Genomic DNA, 24,527 nt, shown 5'->3' on the forward strand with positions numbered 1-24,527 from the left:
TTTGTGGAGATAATTAACAGACTTATTTAACTTAAACTAAAAATTAATCATGAGTAATTTAACAGGCCCTGAGGGCACAATCCCCGTACCAGACGCGGAACAATGGGCAAAAAACTGGCGTACTTTTCTGGAGACTTCAAAACAACCTTTTCAAACGAGGTCGTTTTTGTTGCCTATTTATGATTTTCAGAACATTATCAAATTCAACCCTACAGCGGATGGGGTTCGGGCTTATATTGGCCTTGAAGATCCTGCCGATCCAACGTCGGCAAAATTGATGTTGGTGCCAACAGTAGATGGTAAAGATGTGCCTTTTATAGAGGGTAATGGTAAGGATGTTGCCGAAGGTGGGCAAAGCAATGTGTATGATCTTTCTGGAGCTTGTCCGCCAAATTGTGGTCCGGGGCCATCATTAGGAGATTAATTTTACGATTAACTTTATGTTTATTTGGCTTTATTGACAATCTTTAGGGCAAATAAACATAAAGTTAAAATGTTAAAATTTTATTTTGAATATGTTGTGCCTTCATTTGCTCTTTTTCCCTTATTTATAGGTTTCCGCAATTATAGATTACTCACCACGTCTTTTAAAATAATTCTTTGGTTTGTGTTGTTTTCGAGTGTGGTTAACGCGATTAATTGGGTATTAATTGAGCGGGGTGTATATACGACCTTCATCTTTCATATTTATACCATTTTCGAATTTTTATTTTTGTCACTTTTTTACCTGCAACTATTCGGAAAAAGTTGGCGAAAAATAATAATTCCGTTAATTGTTATTTTCTCATTACTGTGTGTTTGCAATTTTTTATTTGTACAGAATAAAATAGAATTTAATACTTATACAAGACCAATAGAAGTAATAATAGTAATGATTTATGGCATGCTGTTTATTAACAGGCAAAATGACATGGATGAAATTGTTTCTTGGAGTACTGATGGCCTTAACTGGATAAATGCAGGCATTTTGATATATTACGTTTCTTGTCTCTTTGTGTTTATTTTTAATAATTACTTACTGACAACTGAACGATATATGTTTAATGTGGTTTGGACAGTTCACGATACCCTCCTGATTACAGAATATGTACTATTTGCAATAGGGTTTAGTAAATGCAGGGTAAAGACAAAAAGCTCTTTACCAGTAGCTTAGAAATTACACAAGGCTATGCTTGCGATGCTCTTATAATCAATAAAATGCTAAGCTTCTACATTCAATATATTGTACCTTTTTTTGTTCTTATTCCCTTATTCATTGGCTTTCGGAACTACCGAATTCCTGTTCCCGCTTTTAGAATTATTTTTTGGTTTGTTTTATTTTCAGCTATCGTTAATGGCATAGTAATAGCATTGTCTCATCAGGGAGTTCATACATCATTCATTTTTCACATTTATACCGTTTTCGAATTTTTATTTTTGTCGCTTTTTTATTTGCAGGTATTTGGAAAGGACACACGTAAAATAATTATTCCGCTTATTGCTTTGTTTTCATTATGGTGTATCTACAATTATTTGTTTTTGCAAAATGGGGATAAGGTTAATACCTATACCAGGCCTATAGAAGCTATAATAGTTATGCTCTACGGCATGTTATTTATTAATAGGCAAAACAATGTTGAGCGGGATGCATCCTGGGGAAGCGATGGCCTTAATTGGATAAATACCGGAATTCTAATTTATTATGCATCGAACTTGTTCGTATTTGTCTTTTTTAATTTTTTGGTTAATAGTGAAAGATATATGTTCGAAATAGCTATGTCTTTACACGATACACTTATGATTGCAGAATATGTATTGTTTGCAATTGGCTTTTACAAATGCAAATCGGAAAAAGCTGTATCTTTGCCATCAGAATGAAAATTTAAATAATCACATCTACCTGTACTGAGTTAATGAAGTATATTGTGATTTTGTAAATTGAGATGGTGCTTTTCTATATTAAATACATTGTTCCGTCCTCGGTTCTAATTCCTTTATTTATTGCCTTTGTTAATTATAAATGGCTTTCACGGGCGTATAAGGTAATCCTTTGGTTTGTATTGTTTTCCGGGGTGGTTAACACAATCCATTGGGTGTTAATCGGACAGGGGTTTTACACCACGTTTATCTTTCATATTTATACCATCTTCGAGTTTTTCTTTTTGTCGCTTTTTTATTTACAGGTTTTTGGTAAAAAATGGGAAAAGATAATCATCCCGCTCATTGTTGTTTTTGCACTGTTGTGTATTGGTAACTTTTTGTTTGTGCAGAATAAAATAGAATTCAATACTTACACCAGGCCGATTGAAGTAATAATAACAATGGTGTACGGTACATATTTTATAAACCGGCAAAATATTGTTGATGAAAATATATCATGGAGTAGCAATGGCCTTAACTGGATCAATACAGGAATACTTGTTTACTATGCTTCAAACCTGTTTATGTTCATCTTTTTTAACTACCTGGTTACAGGTAAAAGGCATTTGTTCGATATTGTTTTAGTGGTTCATGATACTTTGCTCATTACCGAATATGTTTTATTTGCAATAGGTTTTAGTAAATGCAAAACTATCCTTACAGATAAATTAGGCCATTTAATGCATGCATAGTGCATAATATGTTTTATTTTGCGGTAATATTATATTAATGCAAAGCACTAACGACAGTATATTTATTTTAGTGATCATTGCCATAGCCGGAACCCTGCTTTTGGTGGTATCATTTATCCTAATCAATATCCGTAACCAAAACCGGCTGTTAAAGCAGCGCCAGCGCCTTCAAAAGGCCGAGCTGGAGCACCAGAAGGAATTGCTTAACGCGGTGATAGAATCGCAGGAGATTGAGCGTAAACGTGTGGGGCGCGATCTGCACGACGATGTAGGTACGGCGCTATCAAGTCTGCGGCTGATCATCGATATGTTCAATCCGGAAGACACGGCTACCGGGCATAAAGATTTTATTTCATCTACCAAAAACATCATAGATAAAGTAATTAAGGACGTGCGCAATATTTCGCATAATCTTTCGCCAACCACGCTCAGCTATTACGGCCTTGTTTCGGCTGTGGAAGAACATTGTAACTACATTAACCAGTCGGGGAAGTTATGCGTTACCCTGGTGAACGACGCGGCTCAACTGGTAGAACAAGTGGCACTGCCAGCGGCCACCGCGCTGTACCGGGTTTTAGAGGAGTTGCTCAATAATACCATAAAGCATGCCGGCGCTACCGAAACCTCGGTGATATTCTCGCAGGAAAATGATATTTTGCTGATTACTTACAAAGATAACGGTAAGGGTATAGATAGTTCGGTTTTAACCAGCCCGGGTATGGGTTTGCAAAACATAGAAAGCCGGTTATCAAACATCGGGGCGGTATATACAATTGATACTGCCGCCGGCAAAGGTTTCGCTATACAAATAAAATATACAGTAAAGGCTTAAGGCGTACGAGAGATGGCTACGATAAATGTTGCAATAGTTGATGATCAAAACCTTTTCAGGCAAAGCCTGGCATTGTTGGTTAACACCGTTGCCGATTTTAAGCTGGTGGCCGAAGCCGAACACGGGCAGGATTTTTTAGATAAGCTTGCCGCGCTTGATGAACAGGTGGATGTAGCCATTATAGATATGGATATGCCGGATATGAACGGTATTGAACTGAACAGGATCCTGCACGAACAATACCCGGGTTTAAAAGTGGTGATACTATCAGTACATGTGCACGAGCGGCTCATCACCCAGATGGTGGCGGCGGGGGCGGCAGCCTACCTGGCCAAAAACTGTAATAAGGACGAATTGATACTGGCCATAAATACAGTACATACGGCAGGATTTTACTTTAACGCAAATGTGCTGAAGGCCATCAAAAACAGCGAGAACCACAAGTTTCAAATACAAAAGAATTTCAATACCATCCCCATCAAACTAACCGAGCGGGAAAAGCAATTACTGGAGCTGATATGCAAAGAATACAGTAATGCCGAAATTGCTACGGCACTATATTTGAGTGTGCGCACGGTAGAGGGGCATCGCAACAATCTTATCTTAAAAACGGGCTGTCGTAACACTGCGGGCCTGGTACTTTTCGCTATAAAACATAACCTGTTCAAACTCCCGTTTTAGCAGGCAGGTATTACTACCTGATTAAAAAAACACGTATTAATACCTGCACACTCTGTGGCTTGTAAAAGGTATTTTTAACGGTAAAGGGTATTCTGTATTTCAGAATACTAACAATTCCCTTTAGTATACATTTTTAGATCTTTTCGGGTAGCGCGTCCGGGTTACGGGAGTGTGCGATCATCCATACATTAGGTGCTTTAAAACAGCTATTTACATTTTGGATAATGCCCGGTTAATTCTTAACTTAATTTATTAAACTGTGGCAAAAGCTGACCCCCCCAAAATGAATAAAATATTTATTAGCAACCATATTAAGGCCGAGATACTTTATGTTTGTGGTTTACCAATTAGTAAACCGTATAACTTAAGAGGGCAGCTAACCCTAAGTGCTATAGGTTATGAAAAAGACAGGGAACTTTGCCGCAGGTTGGAGCTGAGTTTGCAAAATATTGCCGCTACGTACAACACAGGCCGAATTATAACACCGGGTATTGTTTTTGAAGACCTCACAGTAAGCGAATGTATCAGGTTGGTCATTGCTGAGTAAAATTTGTTCATTTTGTTCATTGGTATGTATTCACAAACCAATTGATGATATCTCTCGTAGTAATGTTAACCACACTTTAAGTCGAACAGCAGAATAGCCACTGAACAGAACCTTATTCATTTTGTTCATAACGGCAATTTTGATAACCTAATACAATTCTTTTGTTCGTAACGTAATATATTTAGAGTTAAAACTTAATTAAAGAGAAAATACATATTTTAGCCGTTGCTCAAATAATCATATAAACCGATCTTGTTATGAGTATGTTTTTGCCCCATTATTTTGAAGCCCTTAAAACATGTGTTTTAGAGACTTCCGGTTATGAAAATATCGCCCCCTGCGATTGCAAGGTGATATCGTTGCTTATTCTGAATAAAACCAAACAAAGGATCAGCGAAACAACCTTAAAACGTGTGTATGGATTTGCTTATTGTAAATTTAAGCCATCTTTATTTACTATTGATGTTTTAGCGCAATATTGCGGGTATAAAGGATGGGATGATTTTTGCGCCAAACAAGAAAACAAACAGGCTACCAAATCATCACGTAACCTCACCTGGGATACCCTTAAACATAATGCCGATAAAATAACCAGCTTTACGCTGCAGGCATTAAAAAATAAATCGGGCATACCCTATAGCCAAACCATTAAAAGGCGGTTCCTGAACCAGCACTTTGAGATATTTTTGGAGGAGAACTACACAGCCACTATTTTATCTGCCCCGGCAGGTTATGGTAAAACCATCGCCCTTTGCCACTGGATTGAGGAACGTTTTGAGTTGAATGCCAAAACCAATAATAACGATATCATATTGTTTTTTAGCAGCAGTGCTTTAATGAACGTGTTTTTAAGCGGGCGCGATATCAACGACTGGCTGCTATCCTTACTCGGTTTTTCGCATGAAGACAATGTGGCTTTGCTGCTGAACGAAAAGCAAAAACAGGGCGGCAACTTTTACCTTATAATAGACGGGTTTGATGAGCACATGTTCAAAACAGACCAGTTTCAGCTATTGCTGAACCAGGTGCTGGATGTGTTCGCGCTTTACCAATCGCACAAGTGGTTTAAAATGGTGCTTACCATGCGCTCGGCCTCGTGGATCAATTACCGCCACGAATTGAACAGTAGTATGGCCTGGTTCACCGGCTTTGCCGAAAATGACAACGACAGCATTAATGTGCCTCTGTTCAGTATACAGGAAATAGGGGAGTTGAGCAAAAAGATAAACCCGGCGGTTGATAGCAACGTTAGCCTTGAAGTAGCCGAAAAGTTTAATCACCCGCTTTATTTTCAGTTCTACTATAAAAACAATAAAGACAATTTTTCGCTGAACAATATTGATCATGTGTGTATATATGACCTCATATCAACGTTCATCCTCAATAAAGTATACCTCGGCCATTACTCGGCCGAAAAAATATTGCTGCTTAACGAACTGATAAACGAGATTGATTTTAAGAACAGAACTTACGCCATTGATAAGCTGAAGGTGAACGCTGTTTTAAAGCAGTACAGCCATGCTTATCAGGAACTACTAAGCGTAGGCTTCCTGCGCGAATTAAATGCCAGTTCGGGTATACAGTACAATACACTTATTCAGTTTGCCAATAAAGACTTTCTGGAGTATACCATAGCTAAAAAACTGTTGCTTGCTAACGATTATGTGTTTAACAGCAAGCTGATCCGTACTATAAATGATCTGTTTGATAAAGATGCCATTAAGCTGCCGGTATTAAAATGGTGTATTATTTACGCCGTTAAGAGCGATCAGCAAAAGAGTTTTAAGGCACTTACCGAAACCAATTTAACAGCCAATCAAAAAGCTGATCTGCTCATCTTTTTGGCCGAATTGTTTGAAAAGGAATGTTTGTCGGTACATGCCGAATCGGCTAAATCGTATGGTAAGCACAACTGCATAAAAGACATCTTCGATTATTTTATAGGGTTTGAGTTTATCCACCCCGAATATGAAAAAACACTGGCCATATTGCTCAAGTTTGATCTTACCCGTGTGCAGCAAATTACAGCCTACACTGCAATAGCCATTAACGCGGTGGTTAAGCTGGATGTAAACAAGCTGGACTGGTGCCTCACCAAACTGAAAGATTATGCCAATGAAGATTTAGCCAAGTTTGTTATTAACCCGCTGAATTGCCTTGATGCTATTTACTACTACTTAAAATACGGCATATTTAAAAAAGAATACTTCTCTGATGTTACCGCTTTCTACTTCAATCCGCCTGCGGAGGAGAGCCTGGAGCACAAGAGCGGTAACGATTTGGTATTGCTGATGGCGGTGTTCAGTACTTCTATCTGCAACAACGCGCAAAAAGGCTTACGCTTTATCAATGCCATTAAAAAATGCTACAAAGATGAAGGCGATTCTACCTCGGGCTATGGCTTTATATTAAGCGCCATGACGGCCGATAGGTGTTTCCTGGCCGGTAAAATTGATGAAGGCCTGAAGATCTATAATACCATGGTGCAGGTACATGCCAAAAACGAACATGCTTTTACGCCGTTTATGAAGGTAATGTACCATACCCTTAAAATAAAGGCGGCCATATTTACCAACCGCATTCAAACCACGGTTGATGAGCTGAAATACATACAGCAGGTAGCCGAGCAATTGAACTATAAAACAACACGAGTTTATATACTGGCCTACCTCATTAAACATGAGCAGCTATTATCGCCGCAAGTGCACAAAAAGGTAAATTACGATTTTACTAAAGCAGTGAGGGAAAGTGGCTTAAGGGCCGAGATATTTCTTAATCAGAACGTAGAAACGTCAAGCTACGTTACTGTTAACAGATAGGGTGGTTTATGTAGTTTGCTTTGTAAGTGCGTGTAGCGCTTACAAAGCAAACTTTTTTACAATGTTTACAAGCTCTTTTACGTCGAAAGGTTTCATGAGGTAACCGTCGGCTTCCCCCGCCTCGGCAATTTCCTTTACATTACTAACTGCCGAAATAATAATTACAGGTATATGCTTTGTAGCCGGGTTGTTTTTCAGCTCTTTGCTGATCTGCTGGCCGTTGGCGTCACTCTTCCAGTCGGTTAGCCAGTTATCCAGCAAAATAATATCGGGCTTATGGGTATCAATATGCTTAAGAAGTTTAGAGTCTTCTGAAGAAAAAACCTCGTAGTTCTCTTCTTCCAGTACATACACAATAGTTTCGCGTATGTCTTTATCATCTTCAATTACAAATACCTTTTTAGCCATTTTGCTGAGCGTTTACAATTGATAAACATGGGCGGGATTACCCATTATAAACCCACTTGCGCGTTGGTTTATAATTTTAGTTTATAAATTACTTATACCTATTAACAATTAAAGGTGCCCCTTTTGTTTTAGCCAGGCGCTATTTTTGTATCTATTTATGATAGAAAACTAAACGATATTATAGCAATTACGGCAGCGCGGCTCATAACTTTCGGTTTCACCCAGCAATATCTTGTCTTCGCCGGGTACAATACGGTAGGAGTACAAGGCCGGATTACCGCACCTCACACATACGGCATGCAGTTTGGTAACCGATTCGGCTATGGCCATTACCGCGGGCATTGGGCCAAACGGGCGACCTTTGAAATCCATATCCAGGCCGGCAACTATTACACGCACGCCTTTAGCGGCAAGCGTATTGCATACTTCAACCAGATCGGCATCAAAAAACTGGGCTTCGTCAATAGCCACCACGTGTTCGCCGTTATAAAACAATAATATCGATGCCGAATTATCGATAGCCACGCATGGAAATGACAGCGCGCTATGCGATACAATGGCATTTTCATCGTACCGGGTATCGGTTTTGGGCTTAAATATCTGCACGCTCAGGCGTGCTATGCGGGCACGGTTAAGGCGGCGTATCAGTTCTTCGGTTTTGCCCGAGAACATTGATCCGCATATAACTTCCACACTTCCACCGGTTTCGTTCTTCCTCTTAAATATATCTTCAGTAAACACCATTCGCACTTTTAAAGAAACTAATATCAGAATTTAATGTTATTTTTGAGTAGCATATTATCATATATAAGCCATGAAGCAACAGGACGTATTTAAAAAGATAGGCGTTATTTTAAAAGAACTAAATGAACAATACGATTATTTAAAAGACGATCCCACCGATTTAAACGAATTAGAACTCGAACTTTTTGTTGCCAACTCCAACTTCCTGAAAGACCACTCGGAAATACTGTATAAGTTAACCGTACAGTCGGCGGCGCAAGCAAAGGCTTTACCCGCGCACGTTGAACCGGTAGCTCCTGCAGTTGCGCAAGCGCCAGAAGAACCGGCAAAAGTAATACAGGTTATACTTACACCACCGCCGCCAGTTGAAGTTGTGCCTCCGGTTTTGCCGCCACCTCCACCAGTTGTACAGCAAGCCCCACCAATTGCAGAGCCTAAGCCGGAACCGGTTGCACCCATTTCACCACCTGCACCCGAAAAGGCAGAGCACGTTTACGAGCAGCGTTTTTTTGAACCAGTAGTACAGCAAGTAAAACCTGTTATTGAAGATAAACCCGAAGAGGCTGAACCAGCTATTGAATCCGAAGCGCCAAAACCGATAAGGCACGAACTTATTGTAGATGATGCAGAAGTGGAAGCTTGGGAAAAAGAGGATGATGAGGTATACGAACAGGAAGAAGATATTGAAGAAGAAGCTCCTATAGTTACACCAGTAGCAAGGATAACTGAACCCGAGCCGGAACCGGTTGTTAAGGTAGAGCCTGTTTATGTGGCCCCGCTTGCACCTGTAGCAATACCCGAGGTAGTGATACAGCAGGTAATTACTTCTGTTGATAGCAGGGGCGATGCCGAACCGGTTACTATCAATCAGCGCATCTCGGTGCAAATGGCAGAGAAGAGCGCGCCTGTGCAGCAACCGATCAGTGATTTGAAATCGGCCATTACGCTGAATGATAAATTGCTGTTTGTGAAAGATTTGTTTAACGGTTACAGCCTTGCCTACAGCGAAGCTGTTGAGATACTTAACCGTTTCAATAATTTTGAGGAAGCCGAGCGTTTCCTGAACTCCAACTACGTAGCCAAAAATAACTGGGATGCTAAACCGCAAACATCCGAAAAGTTCTTTAACCTGTTAAGAAGGCGTTACGCCAATTAATAGGAAGTATATAACAGAACGGCCCTGATGAATATCATCAGGGCCGTTCTGTTATATGCAGTTTGTAATTCGTTAATACGAATATCCCGTTCTGTTTGAATCTAATTTGAGCAGGATGAATACCAATATTGTAAAACTCCATAACGACGACCCTCCGTAACTGATAAAGGGTAAGGGGATACCAATTACCGGCATTAAACCTATCGTCATAGCAATATTGATCACCACGTGGAAGAAGATGATAGAAGCCACACCGTAGCCGTAAATACGCGAGAAAGGCATGTGCTGTCGCTCGGCGATCTTTATCACCCTTAACAGCAGAAAAAGGTACAGACCAAGCACCACCAATGAGCCTGCAAAGCCCCATTCTTCGCCAATGGTACAGAAAATAAAGTCGGTGCTTTGCTCGGGTACGAAAGAGTATTTGGTTTGTGTACCCTGTAAGTATCCTTTACCCCAAAGCTGCCCCGAACCAATGGCTATTTTTGATTGGTTTACGTTATAGCCTATCCCTTTAAGGTCGGTAGTGATTCCCAATATTTCATCGATACGTGCCCTTTGGTGGGTTTTTAAAACGTTGTAATAAATGGGTTTTATGGCAAATATAAATACCAGCGACAATACCAGCCCTACCACCATATTGGTAACGAACTTACGGTTGCGCAGGTTGAAGAACACCAGTAAGCCCGTGAGCAAGGTAACGCCGCCTACCAAATACCATTGATTCATTAGCAACGCCAGCACGAACAGCGTAATGGATAGCGCTATAAATATGAGGAAGTAGGGCGATAGGCCTTCTCTATACAATACAAATATCAAGGAGCAAAACACCAGTGTTGAACCGGCATCGGGCTGTAAAATGATCAATATCATGGGGAACAGGATGATGCCTGCCGCCGTAAAAAACGATTGCGGATCGGATATGCTGATATTAGTGCCGCTTAAATAACGGGCCAATAACAAACAGGTAGTAAACTTAGCGAACTCCGAGGGTTGCAAGCGGAAGCCGCCTCCAAGCGGTATCCATGCCTGGTTACCGCCCACGTTTCGGCCTATCACCAATACCAGTATCAGCAGCAGCATGGTTACCACGTAAAATGGAGGTGCCAGCGCGCTGAAAAAGCGGGCATCAAGCAGCAGGATAATCAAAGCGATCAGTAACGACGACAGGATGTAGATGAACTGCTTGCCGTACTGCGTACTCAAATCAACAAGGCTGCGGTGCTCTTCATCGTACACAGCGGCATGTATGTTGAACCAGCCTATGGTACAAAGTGCCAGATAAATGAGGATGGTTAACCAATCAACATTAAAGAACGGGCTGCGCTGACTACTCATTTTCCCTCCTTTTTGATTGGTAGGCTATGTATGGGTTATTTGCTTTCTTCGTCTTTTTTCTTCCTGCCGATTTCAGCTCTATCTTTTTAGTAGTATCGGTAGCAGGTTGTCCTTGCTGTTGCTTTAAACTATCAGGCTTAGCGAGTTTTGGTTTCGGCTTGTTGCCCAAACTTGGCAGCAGGTTGGCATTCATATAATACTCGGGGTAAATGCCCGATGAACGGCGGGTAATGGTATCGCGCAAATATTTCTCTACAATGAAACTGGCGATTGGTGCTGCCCAGGTACCGCCGTCGCCCGAGTTTTCAACTACTACGGCTATGGCAATTTTAGGATTATCGCGCGGAGCGAAAGCCACAAATAGCGAGTGGTTTTTACCATGCGGATTTTGCGCCGTACCTGTTTTACCACACATTACAATGCCTGGTATTTTTGAGCCATGCCCGGTACCGTACTCCACCACACTTTGCATCCCGTCGATAACGGGTTCAAAATATTGTGCGTCGATACCTACATAGTTCCTTTTGGTAAACTCGTCTTTAATAACGTTTTTATCGCCAATAGCCTTTATCAGGTGGGGCTTGTAGTAATAACCGTGATTGGCAATGGTACATTCAATATTGGCCAGTTGCAGCGGAGTGGCCAGCAACTCACCCTGACCAATAGCCAAAGAAATAATGGTATTGGCACGCCAGTGATTTACACCATAAGTATTATCGTAACGCAGGGCAGGTGGTACATAACCACGGCCTTCGTTGGGCATATCAATATCCAGCTTTACACCAAAACCGAACTGGTTCACCCTTGCTTTCCAATCGGTATATGTGGCCGATGTTTGTTTGGCGCCGTTGCTGTTGATCAGTTTATTGAAAACATTATCAAAATAGGCATTGCACGAACCTGCAATAGCCAGCGTTAAGTTGGTATTGCCATGGTGGTGGGTACAGCGTACAAAGTGCCCGCCCGCCTGGTAACCGCCATTGCAGAAGAATGTGGTTTGTGGCGTAATAATTCCTTTCTCCAGGGCGATAAGCGCGCTTAGGGGCTTAAATGATGATCCCGGAGGGTAATAAGCCCCTATAGGGCGAATGAACGATGGTTTGTAAGGGTCTTTATATAATTTGGCCACATTGTTACCACGCTGCCTGCCAACCAATAAGTTAGGATCATAAGTAGGGCTGCTTACAAAGCAGAGTATTTCGCCGGTTGATGGTTCAATGGCTACGATACTGCCTACTTTGTTTTGCATCAGCTTTTCGCCGAGGCGTTGTATGCGCGAATCTAAAGAGGAGATAAGGCGCTCACCAGCCACGGCCACGGTATCAAACGCACCATTGGCATAACGGCCTTTAGCCACGTTGCGCGAATCAACCATTTGGTTTTGCACACCGCGCTGACCACGCAGGGTGCTTTCGTAAGCTTTTTCTACACCGGAAATCCCCACGTAATCGCCCAGGCGATAATAGCCGTTTGAGCGTTTAATATCTTTATCGTTAGCCTCGCCGATAAACCCGAGGAACTGTGCCGCCGATGAATCCGGATAAGTACGTACCGAACGCAATTGCCCGAAAAAGCCGGGGAAATCAGACAGGCGTTCCTGCAAGGTACGGTAAAACTCTACCGATAGCTGTTTCTCAAATATGGAAGCGAGGTAAGGCGAATGTTTTTTGGCTTTAGTAAAGCGTTTATCAAAGCCTTCTTTATCAATGCCTATCAATGAGCAAAACTCGGCGGTATCAAATGGCAGCACTTGTTTGGGTACTACCATAATATCGTAAACCGGTTCGTTTTGAACCAGTACTTTGCCGTTCCTGTCTAAAATTGGCCCGCGGGCAGGGTAGAGGATGGTTTTGCGGATAACGTTTTTTTCGGCGTATAGCAGGTAACGGTCGTCAACTATCTGGATATAAAAAAGACGGGCGAGCAGCACCAGTACAATGGTGATGAAAATACCTGCAATAATGTACCTGCGCTCAAAAAAACTGTTCATTTATATTCTCTTCTTTCTGAAAAATAGTAAGCCCGAAACCAAAAGCAAAAATATAGTAAATAATGAACTCAATAAAAAGCGGCTTAGTGTGTATTGTATTTCAGAAAAGCGGAAAACTTCGAGATTGAACAACAGAAAATGATGAAACAGGGTTAACAGCGTTGCATAAGTAAGAAACCACCTGAAACCCATACTGCCCATAGTTGGCTGCGGCTCGGTATCAAAACTCTCTTTTTGTACGGTAACGCTAATAAACAATACCCTCACAAAAGCCAGCAATACTGTGGCCGCGGCATGCAAGCCAGGCGTATCGTAAAAAGCATCAACACTTATACCTATTAAAAATGACAGCAGGAACAGCAGGATGTTAGGGGTTTCAAACGGCAGCAACATTACAAATAAAATGTACAGGTAGGGCGTTGATAGGCCGTATACTGTAACATTCTTCAACAGGAAAACCTGTATGAATATCAGCACCACGAAACGTACAAAATTGGCAATGATAATTCTATTCATCTTTCTCTTGCTTTTGCTGGGCCTCCAGTCCTATTTGTTCCTGTGCTAATTTATTGTCAACCACGTATACGTATTCCAGCTTGCTAAAGTCAACAGCCATGCGCACTTCCATATTCAGGAAAAAGCCACCCGCTTTGGCATGCAAATTACTTACTCGGCCCAAGTGGATCCCCATCGGGAACAGCGAGTATTGCGAGGTAACCACCCAGTCGCCCAAATGCGGCTGCGCGTTGTTGGATACTTCCGACAGGATCCCCATGAAAGGATTCAGGTCGTCGTTCCAGGTAAATGTACCGCCCTCCCGTGAGGAGGCCAGCATGGCGCTAATGCGCGAATCTTTATGCAATAACGAACGCACCGTGGCAAAATGATCGGATGTTTTTACCACTACACCCACCACGCCGGTAGCGCAAATTACACCCATGCCCTTGGCAATACCTTCTTTAGCGCCTTTGTTAAGGGTAAGGTAGTTAAGCCGTTTGTTGGTGGAGTTATTGATCACCCGGGCATCAATGTAGCTGTACTGCTGCTTGTATACGGTATCGTTAACGCTGTGTTTGCTTACGCTGTCAATATAATACGATGCCCTTAGCTGGCTGCGCAACTTGGCGTTCTCCTGTGCAAGGTTATCGTTTATTTGTTTGAGCGAAAGGTAATCGTAAAAATCATTTACGCGGTTATACAGGTTGCCCACCACCTCGTTAGAGGTATTGATGAACGATGCCTTTTGAAACCCGTTGTAATTAATGAAAATAACAAGGGAAATAACCTCAAAAATCAGGAACAGGAAGAATGCGCTATACTTAGTGATAAATATCAGGAGGTTACGCATCTGTTAAAAAGAGTTGTAAGTTGCGGGTTGTGAGTTGCAGGTTATCATACACACAACCCGTAACTCACAACTTACAACTAATATTATTGCATTAAGAATTTAAAATTACCGATGTTTTTAAGTGCTGTACCTGTACCGCGTACTACCGCGCGCAGCGGATCTTCGGCTACGTGTACCGGTAGTTTGGTTTTGGCAGCAACACGTTTATCTAAACCGCGCAGTAATGCACCGCCGCCGGTTAGGTAAATACCTGTTTGGTAAATATCTGCTGAAAGCTCGGGAGGGGTAATCTCCAATGCTTTTAAAATAGCTTCTTCAATTTTTGATATCGATTTATCAAGGCAGTGCGCGATCTCGGTGTATGATACCATGATCTGCTTTGGCACACCTGTCATCAAATCACGACCTTGTACGGCAAAATCAGCCGGTGGATCGCTCAGTTCAGGCAACGCGGCACCTACTTCAATTTTGATCTTCTCGGCAGTACGGTCACCAATCATGATGTTGTGCTGGCGACGGATGTACTGAACAATGTCGGCATCAAAATTATCACCGGCTACACGGATAGATTGGTCGCACACGATACCCGAAAGCGCGATAACAGCGATCTCGGTAGTACCACCACCAATATCGATGATCATGTTACCCATAGGCTCTTCCACATCAATACCGATACCTACCGCGGCAGCCATTGGCTCGTGGATAAGATAAACCTCTTTAGCGCCCGCTTTTTCGGCAGACTGGTGTACGGCACGTTTCTCTACCTCGGTAATACCCGATGGGATGCAGATCACCATACGTAACGACGGGAAGAACCAGCCTTTACCCGAGTTGATCATTTTGATCATCCCGCGAATCATGTATTCGGCAGCGTCAAAGTCGGCAATTACACCGTCTTTAAGCGGACGTATCGTTCGGATGTTATCATGTGTTTTACCTTCCATTTGCATGGCCTGGCGCCCAATAGCGATAACTTTATTGGTCTTTCTGTCAAATGCTACTATCGATGGTTCATCAACAACAACTTTATCATTATGAATGATCAGAGTATTTGCGGTACCCAGATCAATGGCAATTTCTTGTGTAAAAAAGTTAAACAGACCCATTGGCTTTTTGCTTCAAATTATGGTGCAACGGTTATAAAATTACGCTTATTAATCAATCAATTGTTCTTTAAGCGTTAAATTATAATGTTTATTGTGTTTTAATTATTAATGTTTAAAATGGCGAACTCCGGTGGTTACCATTGAAATGTTTTTTTCGTTGCACATGTCAACTGAATCCTGATCTTTTATTGAACCGCCCGGTTGCAGTACCGCGGTAATGCCTGCTTCGGCCGCCAGCTCCACGCAATCAGGGAAAGGGAAGAACGCGTCAGACGCCATTACAGCACCGTTAAGATCGAACCCGAAGCTGTGCGCTTTTAATACCGCTTGCCTTAATGAATCAACCCTTGAAGTTTGCCCAACACCGCTCGACATTAACTGGTTGTTTTTAGCGAAAACAATAGTGTTCGATTTGGTATGCTTAACTACTTTGTTGGCAAAGTAAAGGTCTTTCAATTCGACTTCGGTAGGCTTTCTGTTGGTAACGGCGTTCATTTGTGCCGGGCCTTCTACGGTATTGTCTTTATCCTGCTCAATTACACCGTTAAGCAATGTTTTAAATTGTCTAGCAGGCAACTCCACACGCTGGCGGATCAGTATGATACGGTTCTTTTTGCTTTGCAGTATTTGTATAGCCTCATCGGTATAAGCAGGGGCAATCAGTACTTCGTAAAATATCTTGCTGATCTCGGTAGCGGTTTCGGCATCAATTTCATCGTTAGCGATGATCACACCGCCAAAGGCCGATACAGGGTCGCAGGCCAAAGCATCTATCCAGGCTTCTTTAATAAAGCTGCGTGAGGCAATGCCACAAGCGTTGGTGTGCTTTAAAATGGCGATGGTAGGCTCGGTAAATTCATCGATAAGGGCAACGGCGGCGTCAACATCTACCAGGTTATTGTATGAAAGCTCTTTGCCATGCAGTTTGGTGAACATAGCATCAAGGTTACCATAAAAAGTGCCTTTTTGATGCGGGTTTTCGCCGTAACGCAGGGTTTGGCTGGTTTGTATGCTTTGTTTGAAAACCGGCAGCGGATCTTCTTCATTAAAATACTGGAAAATGGCAGTATCATAATTTGAAGAGATATTGAATGCTTTATGCGCGAATTTTTTGCGTTGGTCGATAGTGGTTTTGCCGTCCTGTGTTTTCAGGATATCTTCCAGTACGCCGTAATCGTTTTTAGAGGCAACAATAACTACATCTTTAAAGTTTTTGGCTGCTGCGCGGATAAGTGAGATACCACCGATGTCGATCTTTTCGATCACATCTTCCTGCCCGGCGCCCGATTGTACGGTTTCTTCGAACGGATAAAGATCAACAATTACCAGGTCAATTTCGGGGATCTGGTATTCGGCCAGTTGCTGCTCGTCGCTGTCGAAACTTCTGCGTGCCAGTATACCGCCGAATATTTTTGGATGCAGCGTTTTCACGCGGCCGCCTAATATAGAAGGGTAAGAGGTAAGATCCTCAACGGCAACAACATCAACACCCAGGTTACGGATAAAAGTCTCGGTACCGCCGGTTGAATAGATGGTTACACCAAGACGGTTAAGCTCGTGAATGATGGGCTCAAGGTTGTCTTTATAATAAACAGAAATTAAAGCGTTTTTTATTTGAACTGGATTGCTCATGTACTATCGAAATTTTGAGCCGCAAAGGTAGTGATTACTGCTCAGAGAATTGCGATTGAAAATCAGTTTTTTTGCGGAGAAAAATCGGGCGTATTTAACGGGTATTTTGGTGCAGCCCAATTAAGTATAAAAAAGCCCCGGAAAAGCATTTTATCAAGGTTTTACCAGCAATTTATTTAAGATCAAGCATCGCTTTAATGTCGGTATACGCAATAAGATTACCCTGTTTTGCTTGATCTAAAGAATCTCTTACACCCTTAATTACCCAACCAGGATAAGCATCATCGCGCTGCTCAGAAGAGTGAATCTCCGGGATACCCGTTTCTAAATCAAGTGAATCAAGTTTCTTTTCAGGAGAAGTCATAGTCAGTTATCGGTGAAGTGTTAAAATCAGGCAAATCATGCTTCTTTCAAGAAAATCATGGTCAATTATCGGATACTTGTTAAAATCAGGTAAATCATGGTCCTTTTCAAGAAAATCATGGTTAACTCTTCATCCTCTTCAACAAATTTTCAACCACCCTCGGAAAATGGTGGTGCTCCAGTTGCTGGCCTTTAAATTTAACCATTTCAAGCGTATCGCCGGGTTCAATTTTAAAGCGCGACTGGTGGATCACCTCACCTTCATCAAATTGCTCATTAACAAAGTGGATGGTAATGCCCGATTCATCTTCGCCGGCTGCCAAAATAGCTTTGTGTACATTGTCGCCATACATACCTTTACCGCCGTATTTAGGCAGCAGGGCAGGGTGCAGGTTGATGATCTTATTGGGGAATGCCTTCAGCAGTGATTGTGGTACCAGCCATAAAAAGCCTGCCAGTACAATGAGGTCTACATGCAGGTTTTTGAGTAAGTGTATTACCTCGTCGCTTTTGTAAAACTCATCACGGGTAAAAATATGGGAGGGAATCTCAAAATTATCAGCCCGTTGCAATACGTAAGCCTGCGGATTATTGGTTAATATGATAACCACTTCAGCGTCGTTATGGCGCTTAAAATGCTCCATTATTTTTTGGGCATTTGAACCTGAACCGGAGGCGAAAATAGCTATTCGTTTTTTCAAAATGGCAGACAGATTATTGTTGTAATTGACTCAAATATAAAATTTTGCTGATTTAATTACTATTTATTGCGTTTTTTGACGAATAAACCCATATCTGGCTATCCTGCGTTTTTGCCTGGACCCGTAATTGGTTTGAATATCGCCTACCTCTAATACGAGCGAATACTGCCCAAGGTTTACAATGCGCGAATTTTCAAATACCCTGGCCTTGCCGATAACCGTAGTATCCTGAAATGCGATATCTGAAATAAGGAACAGCCTGTCGTTTGATAACGACCAATTGCCCGTAGTGGTTGATTCCTGGCAATGGTAATTAGTAAACGTGCAGGTATTATCGGCTTTAAAGGTAAAGATTTGCTTAAACACACAACCCGAATCCAGCTTTACCAAACTATCCTGCGTATCGCCGGTGTAGCTGGTAACCTGTGCCGATGCCAGTTGCCACGAACCGCTGGCAAGCAGGGGCGCGATAGTGGCGTTCTTCTCTTTTTTGCACGAGTAATACAACAGCGTGATAGCTAATACTGAAAATATAAATGCGAATGTGTTCCTGTTCATTGGTTTTCGTGAGGAAAAGACAGCGGTAAAAATATGCCTTTGCCCCGATATTCTTCTTGTTAAACGGGTGTAATAGTTTCGTATTATTATAAAGCCGATTTTTTTAAACCATACTTACTGCATCAGGTGCGCAAACTTCTCCCAAAAACCATCTTTTGGCAATGGCGCCTTTATCTCAATAGGCTCTTTTTTAATAGGGTGGATGAACTGCAACTTACGCGCATGCAAGCTTATAGATCTGCGCAGACTGCCTCTTGGGTAACCATATTTATTATCGCCAACTATAGGGCAGTTAAGGGTTGATAGCTGCACACGGATCTGATGCGGTCGGCCCGTGACGGGGTTAACTTCTATCAGGTAATAACCGCCTGCTTCGCCTACCAAACGGTAATGCAATTCAGATCGCTGACTGCCCGGTACTTCATGGTCGTGCGCCTTGGTAACGTTTTTTTGAGGGTTTTTTACCAGCCAGTGCACCAGGTCGCCGTACTCGGGATTGGGTTTGTTGCGCACCACTGCATAATAGGTCTTCCTGATCTGCCGCGTTTTGAATAGGTTGTTCATCCTTTCGAGCGCTTTGCTGGTTTTGGCGAACAAGATGAGGCCGCTAACTGGTCTGTCCAAACGGTGCACCACACCCAAAAAAGCCCCGTTGGGTTTACTGTACTTTTTGGCGATGTATTTCTTCACCTTTTCGTCGAGCGGTTCATCACCGGTTTCGTCCACCTGCACAATATCACCCGCGCGTTTGTTAACCGCAATCAGGTGATTATCCTCGTATAATATATCGTTATCGGTAATGTCGTTGTTGCTCATGTTTCTTTTTTAAGGTCCATGGACCATAGTCGATGGTCCATAGTCAATTGTTTTTTCACTATGGTCTATGGACTATCGACCATCGACTATTGACTCTTCCACTAATATTGCTCCTTCTCGCTTGGGAAGTCGTTTGCTTTTACGTCGCTTACGTAGTTTTTTATGGCATCGTTCATTACATCATATAAACTGGCGTACTGGCGTAAAAAGCGAGGTTTAAAGCCCTTGTTAATGCCCAGCATATCGTGTATCACTAATACCTGTCCGTCGCAATGTTGCCCTGCACCTATACCTATGGTAGGTATTTGCAGGCTTTGGCTTACTTCTTCGCCCAGTTTGGCGGGTATTTTTTCGAGCACTACACCAAAACAACCCAGTTCTTGCAGCTTAAGGGCATCTTCTTTTAATTTTTGCGCTTCGGCTTCTTCTTTGGCCCTTACGGTATAAGTACCAAACTTGTAAATCGATTGCGGGGTTAAACCTAAATGGCCCATCACCGGGATGCCGGCCGTAAGTATGCGGCTTACAGATTCGGCAATTTCAATGCCGCCTTCCATTTTTACCGCGTGCGCTCCCGATTCTTTCATAATGCGGATGGCTGAATTTAATGCCTCCTTAGAGTTGCCCTGGTACGAACCGAAAGGAAGATCGACCACTACCAGCGCCCTTTTTGCCGCGCGCACCACCGATGATGCATGGTAGATCATCTGGTCGAGCGTAATGGGCAGGGTAGTTTCGTGCCCGGCCATTACGTTCGAGGCCGAATCACCCACCAATATAATATCTACACCGGCATCATCCACAATGGTAGCAATAGAATAATCGTACGCGGTAAGCATCGATATCTTTTCGCCCTTGTTCTTCATTTCCTGAATGGTGTGGGTAGTTACTCTTTTTACTTCTTTATTTACTGACATTAGTAACGGGGTTTAATGCTAAATAAGCCTTTGCAAAGTTAGAAACTCCCTTTATATAAAATATTGAAAATTTATATAACCACAATATTAAAATTTTGTAACTTTGCGCCGTGAAAATAGGGGTGCTTTACTTCAAACTTCCGCATAGTTTTAACGGCGCGTCGCTCCAGGCAAACCGGGTTTATATATCATTTAATTTATTTTATAATGACTAACTACACCAAATTACCGGCTGTATTATTGCTTGCAGATGGAACTGTTTTTTACGGAAAAGCAGCCGGAAAAATAGGAACCACTACCGGCGAAATATGTTTTAATACAGGCATGACCGGGTACCAGGAAATTTTTACTGACCCATCATACTTCGGGCAGATAATGGTGACCACCAACTCGCACATAGGTAATTACGGAATTGCCAACGAGGAAGTAGAATCAAACAAGATACAGATAGCCGGTTTGGTTTGCAAAAACTACAACATAGCTTACAGCCGTAAGCAGGCCGATGAATCAATACAGGATTACTTTCAGGAGCAGAATATTGTAGGTATATCTGACATTGATACCCGCCAGCTGGTTCGCCACATACGCGATAAAGGTGCCATGAACGCCATCATTTCTTCGGAGATACTTGACCTGGAAGAGCTGAAAGCTAAATTAGCCGAAGTGCCTTCAATGGATGGTTTAGAGCTTTCATCGCAGGTATCAACTACCGAAACTTATACGTTTGGTAACGAAAGCGCGCCGTACCGTGTAGCGGTGCTCGACTTAGGTGTTAAGAAAAACATCCTCCGTAATTTCGACGACCGCGAAGTTTTCGCCAAGGTATATCCTGCAAAAACCACCTTTGCCGAAATGGAAAAAGATTTTGCGCCGAACGGTTACTTCATCTCTAACGGCCCCGGCGATCCATCGGCTATGCCTTACGCAGTTGAAACTGTAAAAGAAATATTGGCTGCTGATAAACCGATGTTCGGTATTTGCCTTGGTCACCAGTTGCTGGCTTTGGCTAACGATATCCCGACCAAGAAAATGTTCAACGGTCACCGTGGTTTAAACCACCCGGTAAAAAACATTATTAAAGACCATTGTGAGGTAACCTCACAAAACCACGGTTTTGGTGTAGTGCCCGAAGCAGTAAGAGCATCTGATAAAGTAGAAATTACCCACGTTAACCTTAACGACCAATCAATCGAAGGTATCCGTGTGAAAGATAAAAAAGCCTTCTCGGTACAATATCACCCGGAATCATCTCCTGGTCCGCACGATTCAAGGTATTTGTTTGATGACTTTATCGAGCTGATGAAGTAATTTCATTGCTGCGCGAGTGAATGATGTGCGAATGTGCGGATTTCAGATGTGCAGATGATAAATTCGAAATTGAAAATTCGATATCCGAAATAAAAAAGCCTTTCAAGTATTTGCTTGAAAGGCTTTTTTATTGGGTTGCTTTTTAGCGAAAGTGTTATTAATAAATGTGTACTTTAACCTTATTAATAACCTCTCTCATGAAAAGCGCATTCAGATGGAACCTGCTGACAACTAAAGCTTTTGTAGCCGGTCTTTTAATATTGTTATTAAACGATTTCTATCTTAAATATCAGTATCCCGGGATGGTTACGGGTAAGCTATCTGATTTTGCAGGATTGTTCATTTTTCCGCTCTTTATTGCAGCTTTTGTAAACCGCCCCTTGTTTGTGTATTATGCAACTGCAGCGTTTTTCATCTTTTGGAAAAGTAGTTTCTCGCAGTCTTTTATTGATGCAGTAAGTCATACTACAGGTTTGCATTTAAGCAGGGTGGTTGATTATGGTGACCTTATTGCTCTTGGTATTTTGCCTTTTTCTTATCGTTTTTATAAAAAGAATAACAACATACATAGCAACAGTATGCAGTTAGGCATGGCTATGATGATAGGAGTGCTCGCTGTCTTTTCATTTTGTGCTACATCAAAAGCGCGGGAATCGTTCGTTCTCAATAAAAAAATTGATAAAAAGTATGAATTACCTTTTAGTAAGGCTGTGCTCCTTGGTAAACTAAAATCTGAATACGCAGCAGGTGATAGTATTCAAAACATGGCGGATTCTTTATTCTATATTTACTTTTTTGTAGATGAATATTATTCAGAAGCGACAGCTTTAGTTAAGATTAGACAGATTGATGATAAGCATACGATAATACAATTGGATAGCGTTACTCAATTTGCGGTCAGGAGGAATTCTTCCGATGCAGACGAGAATACGATAAAAGCGATAAAGAAACTAACTTCTGCCGAATTTGAAAAGTATTTTGAACGCGACTTTATAATGCACCTATCAGAAGATGATTATAAAGATGGGTTCTACTTCGATAATAAAAATGAATTAGATAAATATAATAGCGGGCAATAGTTATTGGCAGGCGTATTGCTACATCTCCGGCAAAAATACCATTATGAAAAAGGGAGATACCGTACACTGGAACTGGAGCAATGGCGAGGCCGAGGGTACCATTACAAAAACACATACCGAGCCGGTTACCAAAACTATTAAAGGCGCGAAGGTAAAACGCAATGCCAGTAAGGATAAACCGGCCTTTGAAATAAAAACGGATAAAGGTCAGCAGGTTGTAAAATCGGAGAGCGAGCTTAAAAAAGGTAAAAAGAAAGATTAGAACTTTCTACATTTATCCCGTTCACTCAAAACCGTTATGGATATTACCTACCAGGCAGAAGAAAATCTGCAAGCCGAAGAATTTAAAGCCCTGCTGATAAAAAGCACATTAGGCGAGCGTCGCCCAATTGATGATATTGAACGTATTGAAAAGATGTGCCGTAATGCAGGCCTGATTGTAACGGCACGCGCAGATGGGCAACTGGTAGGTGTGGCCCGTTCGGTAACTGACTGGGTATACTGTACTTATTTAAGCGATCTGGCCGTCGACGAAGCCTTTCAGCACCGGGGCATCGGTAAAAAACTGATCGCCGAAACTAAAAGACTAACCCCGCAAGCCACCCTGATATTACTTGCCGCGCCGGCTGCGGTAGGTTATTACCCTAAAATTGGCATGACCAACCATGAGCATTGCTATTTGCTAAGGGATGTGAATGATTTGAAGTAGCTCCCCATTTGCGCTTGGCAAATAGTAGCGCGACAGTTAACCGTAAAAATTGCGTCAGTTGCTAAAAAGTTTATGGTTATATCAACAAACTGTGCCATTTTTACACGATGGAAAAAAAACCTATTATCACTGTAAAGAATCTCGTTAAAAACTATGGCGACTTTGCAGCAGTAAAAGATATAAGTTTTGAAGTGTATGAAGGCGAGATATTTGGTTTGCTTGGTCCCAATGGTGCCGGTAAAACCACCACACTCGAAATTATTGAAACCTTAAGGGATAAAACCTCCGGCGAGATCATTGTGGACGGTTTTTCGGTAGATGGCGACGCTGATGCTATTAAACAGCGCATTGGTGTGCAGTTACAGGCGGCAGGTTATTATCCCAATTTAAACCTGTCCGAGTTGATCGATCTGTTCTCTGGTTTGTACGGCATTCGTAAAACACCGATGGAAATGCTGGAGAAAGTAGCGCTTACCGATAAGGCCAAAGCGAAATACAAGCAGCTTTCGGGCGGGCAAAAACAACGCTTTTCCATAGCTACCACCTTAATTAACGATCCGCGTATTATTTTCCTTGATGAACCCACTACCGGGCTCGATCCGCAGGCACGCCGTAACCTTTGGGAACTCATCAAACAGATCCGTGATAGCGGCACTACGGTAGTAATTACCACCCATTATATGGACGAAGCCGAAGTGCTGTGCGACCGCGTAGCTTTTGTTGACGGCGGCAGAATTGTAGGCATTGATACCCCTGATGCTTTTATTGATAAACTGGTAGCATCGGGCTTTGAACGTAAAAAAGAGGTGAAGCTAGCCAACCTCGAAGATGTATTCATTAACCTAACAGGTAAAGACTGGCGGGAGGGGTAGATGAAGTCCGAA

At 42.1% G+C, this 24,527-nt stretch carries 26 protein-coding genes; 13 read left to right on the plus strand and 13 right to left on the minus strand.

The genetic code is table 11. The features are described from left to right. Positions 1-49: 49 nt before the first annotated feature. The 7 genes from ABD894_RS26040 to ABD894_RS26070 all read left to right on the plus strand — a co-directional run bounded on the left by ABD894_RS26040 (position 50) and on the right by ABD894_RS26070 (position 7,470). Complete coding sequence (locus tag ABD894_RS26040) at positions 50-424, plus strand: hypothetical protein (protein ID WP_345214032.1); 375 nt, start codon at positions 50-52, stop codon at positions 422-424. Positions 425-1,113: 689 nt separating this feature from the next. Further along, positions 1,114-1,857, plus strand: coding sequence for a hypothetical protein (locus ABD894_RS26045; RefSeq protein WP_345214033.1), 744 nt, complete (start codon positions 1,114-1,116; stop codon positions 1,855-1,857). Between the two features lie 215 nt (positions 1,858-2,072). After that, positions 2,073-2,591 (plus strand): hypothetical protein, encoded by a 519-nt coding sequence (locus ABD894_RS26050; RefSeq protein WP_345214034.1) that lies wholly within the window; start codon positions 2,073-2,075, stop codon positions 2,589-2,591. 37 nt (positions 2,592-2,628) lie between these two features. After that, the gene (locus ABD894_RS26055) at positions 2,629-3,423 is read left to right on the plus strand and encodes a sensor histidine kinase (RefSeq protein WP_345214035.1); all 795 of its coding nucleotides are present in this window, start codon (positions 2,629-2,631) and stop codon (positions 3,421-3,423) included. Positions 3,424-3,435: 12 nt separating this feature from the next. Beyond that, the gene (locus ABD894_RS26060) at positions 3,436-4,104 is read left to right on the plus strand and encodes a response regulator transcription factor (protein WP_345214036.1); all 669 of its coding nucleotides are present in this window, start codon (positions 3,436-3,438) and stop codon (positions 4,102-4,104) included. Between the two features lie 283 nt (positions 4,105-4,387). After that, positions 4,388-4,651: a hypothetical protein gene (locus ABD894_RS26065; RefSeq protein ID WP_345214037.1), complete on the plus strand. Its 264-nt coding sequence runs from the start codon at positions 4,388-4,390 to the stop codon at positions 4,649-4,651. A 257-nt stretch (positions 4,652-4,908) separates the two neighbouring features. Continuing rightward, positions 4,909-7,470 (plus strand): NACHT domain-containing protein, encoded by a 2,562-nt coding sequence (locus ABD894_RS26070; protein ID WP_345214038.1) that lies wholly within the window; start codon positions 4,909-4,911, stop codon positions 7,468-7,470. 39 nt (positions 7,471-7,509) lie between these two features. On the opposite strand, the gene ABD894_RS26075 is transcribed toward ABD894_RS26070, so the two are convergent. After that, positions 7,510-7,878, minus strand: coding sequence for a response regulator (locus ABD894_RS26075; protein WP_345214039.1), 369 nt, complete (start codon positions 7,876-7,878; stop codon positions 7,510-7,512). Positions 7,879-8,046: 168 nt separating this feature from the next. Continuing rightward, entirely contained in the window at positions 8,047-8,622 is a 576-nt protein-coding gene (locus ABD894_RS26080) for a thymidine kinase (RefSeq protein ID WP_345214040.1), read from the minus strand. Positions 8,623-8,692: 70 nt separating this feature from the next. Here ABD894_RS26080 and ABD894_RS26085 point away from each other — a divergent pair, with 70 nt between their 5' ends. Continuing rightward, a complete protein-coding gene (locus ABD894_RS26085; RefSeq protein WP_345214041.1) occupies positions 8,693-9,778 on the plus strand; it encodes a hypothetical protein in 1,086 nt (361 codons plus the stop codon). Between the two features lie 72 nt (positions 9,779-9,850). Here the strand turns inward: ABD894_RS26085 and rodA are convergent, their stop codons facing one another. The 11 genes from rodA to panB form a co-directional block, all read right to left on the minus strand. Beyond that, complete coding sequence (rodA, locus tag ABD894_RS26090) at positions 9,851-11,116, minus strand: rod shape-determining protein RodA (protein ID WP_345214042.1); 1,266 nt, start codon at positions 11,114-11,116, stop codon at positions 9,851-9,853. Beyond that, positions 11,109-13,106 carry a penicillin-binding protein 2 gene (gene mrdA, locus ABD894_RS26095; protein WP_345214043.1) on the minus strand — a complete coding sequence of 666 codons (1,998 nt, stop codon included), beginning with the start codon at positions 13,104-13,106 and terminating at the stop codon, positions 11,109-11,111. Before mrdA ends, rodA begins: the two co-directional genes overlap by 8 nt. Next, positions 13,107-13,622 (minus strand): rod shape-determining protein MreD, encoded by a 516-nt coding sequence (locus ABD894_RS26100; RefSeq protein WP_345214044.1) that lies wholly within the window; start codon positions 13,620-13,622, stop codon positions 13,107-13,109. It abuts the gene before it with no gap. Next, positions 13,615-14,454, minus strand: a complete 840-nt coding sequence (gene mreC / locus ABD894_RS26105) for a rod shape-determining protein MreC (protein ID WP_345214045.1) — start codon at positions 14,452-14,454, stop codon at positions 13,615-13,617. Before mreC ends, ABD894_RS26100 begins: the two co-directional genes overlap by 8 nt. Before the next feature lie 83 nt (positions 14,455-14,537). Next, positions 14,538-15,560: a rod shape-determining protein gene (locus ABD894_RS26110; protein ID WP_345214046.1), complete on the minus strand. Its 1,023-nt coding sequence runs from the start codon at positions 15,558-15,560 to the stop codon at positions 14,538-14,540. A gap of 105 nt (positions 15,561-15,665) precedes the next feature. Further along, positions 15,666-17,192 carry a bifunctional phosphoribosylaminoimidazolecarboxamide formyltransferase/IMP cyclohydrolase gene (gene purH / locus ABD894_RS26115; RefSeq protein WP_345214047.1) on the minus strand — a complete coding sequence of 509 codons (1,527 nt, stop codon included), beginning with the start codon at positions 17,190-17,192 and terminating at the stop codon, positions 15,666-15,668. 172 nt (positions 17,193-17,364) lie between these two features. After that, a complete protein-coding gene (locus ABD894_RS26120) occupies positions 17,365-17,556 on the minus strand; it encodes a hypothetical protein (RefSeq protein ID WP_345214048.1) in 192 nt (63 codons plus the stop codon). 121 nt (positions 17,557-17,677) lie between these two features. Beyond that, complete coding sequence (gene purN / locus ABD894_RS26125) at positions 17,678-18,256, minus strand: phosphoribosylglycinamide formyltransferase (protein ID WP_345214049.1); 579 nt, start codon at positions 18,254-18,256, stop codon at positions 17,678-17,680. 63 nt (positions 18,257-18,319) lie between these two features. Beyond that, a complete protein-coding gene (locus ABD894_RS26130; RefSeq protein WP_345214050.1) occupies positions 18,320-18,814 on the minus strand; it encodes a lipocalin family protein in 495 nt (164 codons plus the stop codon). A gap of 114 nt (positions 18,815-18,928) precedes the next feature. Beyond that, on the minus strand, positions 18,929-19,630 hold the full coding sequence (locus ABD894_RS26135) for an RluA family pseudouridine synthase (protein WP_345214051.1): 702 nt from the start codon (positions 19,628-19,630) through the stop codon (positions 18,929-18,931). A 101-nt stretch (positions 19,631-19,731) separates the two neighbouring features. Then, positions 19,732-20,547 (minus strand): 3-methyl-2-oxobutanoate hydroxymethyltransferase, encoded by an 816-nt coding sequence (gene panB / locus ABD894_RS26140; protein WP_345214052.1) that lies wholly within the window; start codon positions 20,545-20,547, stop codon positions 19,732-19,734. Between the two features lie 207 nt (positions 20,548-20,754). Here panB and carA point away from each other — a divergent pair, with 207 nt between their 5' ends. The 5 genes from carA to ABD894_RS26165 all read left to right on the plus strand — a co-directional run bounded on the left by carA (position 20,755) and on the right by ABD894_RS26165 (position 24,515). Further along, a complete protein-coding gene (gene carA, locus ABD894_RS26145) occupies positions 20,755-21,855 on the plus strand; it encodes a glutamine-hydrolyzing carbamoyl-phosphate synthase small subunit (RefSeq protein ID WP_345214053.1) in 1,101 nt (366 codons plus the stop codon). Positions 21,856-22,052: 197 nt separating this feature from the next. Continuing rightward, positions 22,053-22,934, plus strand: a complete 882-nt coding sequence (locus ABD894_RS26150) for a hypothetical protein (RefSeq protein WP_345214054.1) — start codon at positions 22,053-22,055, stop codon at positions 22,932-22,934. A 43-nt stretch (positions 22,935-22,977) separates the two neighbouring features. Continuing rightward, positions 22,978-23,196: a hypervirulence associated TUDOR domain-containing protein gene (locus tag ABD894_RS26155; protein ID WP_345214055.1), complete on the plus strand. Its 219-nt coding sequence runs from the start codon at positions 22,978-22,980 to the stop codon at positions 23,194-23,196. 36 nt (positions 23,197-23,232) lie between these two features. Continuing rightward, positions 23,233-23,643, plus strand: a complete 411-nt coding sequence (locus ABD894_RS26160; protein ID WP_345214056.1) for a GNAT family N-acetyltransferase — start codon at positions 23,233-23,235, stop codon at positions 23,641-23,643. Positions 23,644-23,750: 107 nt separating this feature from the next. After that, the gene (locus ABD894_RS26165) at positions 23,751-24,515 is read left to right on the plus strand and encodes an ABC transporter ATP-binding protein (protein WP_345214057.1); all 765 of its coding nucleotides are present in this window, start codon (positions 23,751-23,753) and stop codon (positions 24,513-24,515) included. The last annotated feature ends 12 nt before the right edge of the window (positions 24,516-24,527 follow it).

Origin of the sequence: Mucilaginibacter gynuensis (assembly GCF_039541195.1) — a bacterium.
GTDB classification, from domain to species: Bacteria; Bacteroidota; Bacteroidia; order Sphingobacteriales; family Sphingobacteriaceae; genus Mucilaginibacter; species Mucilaginibacter gynuensis.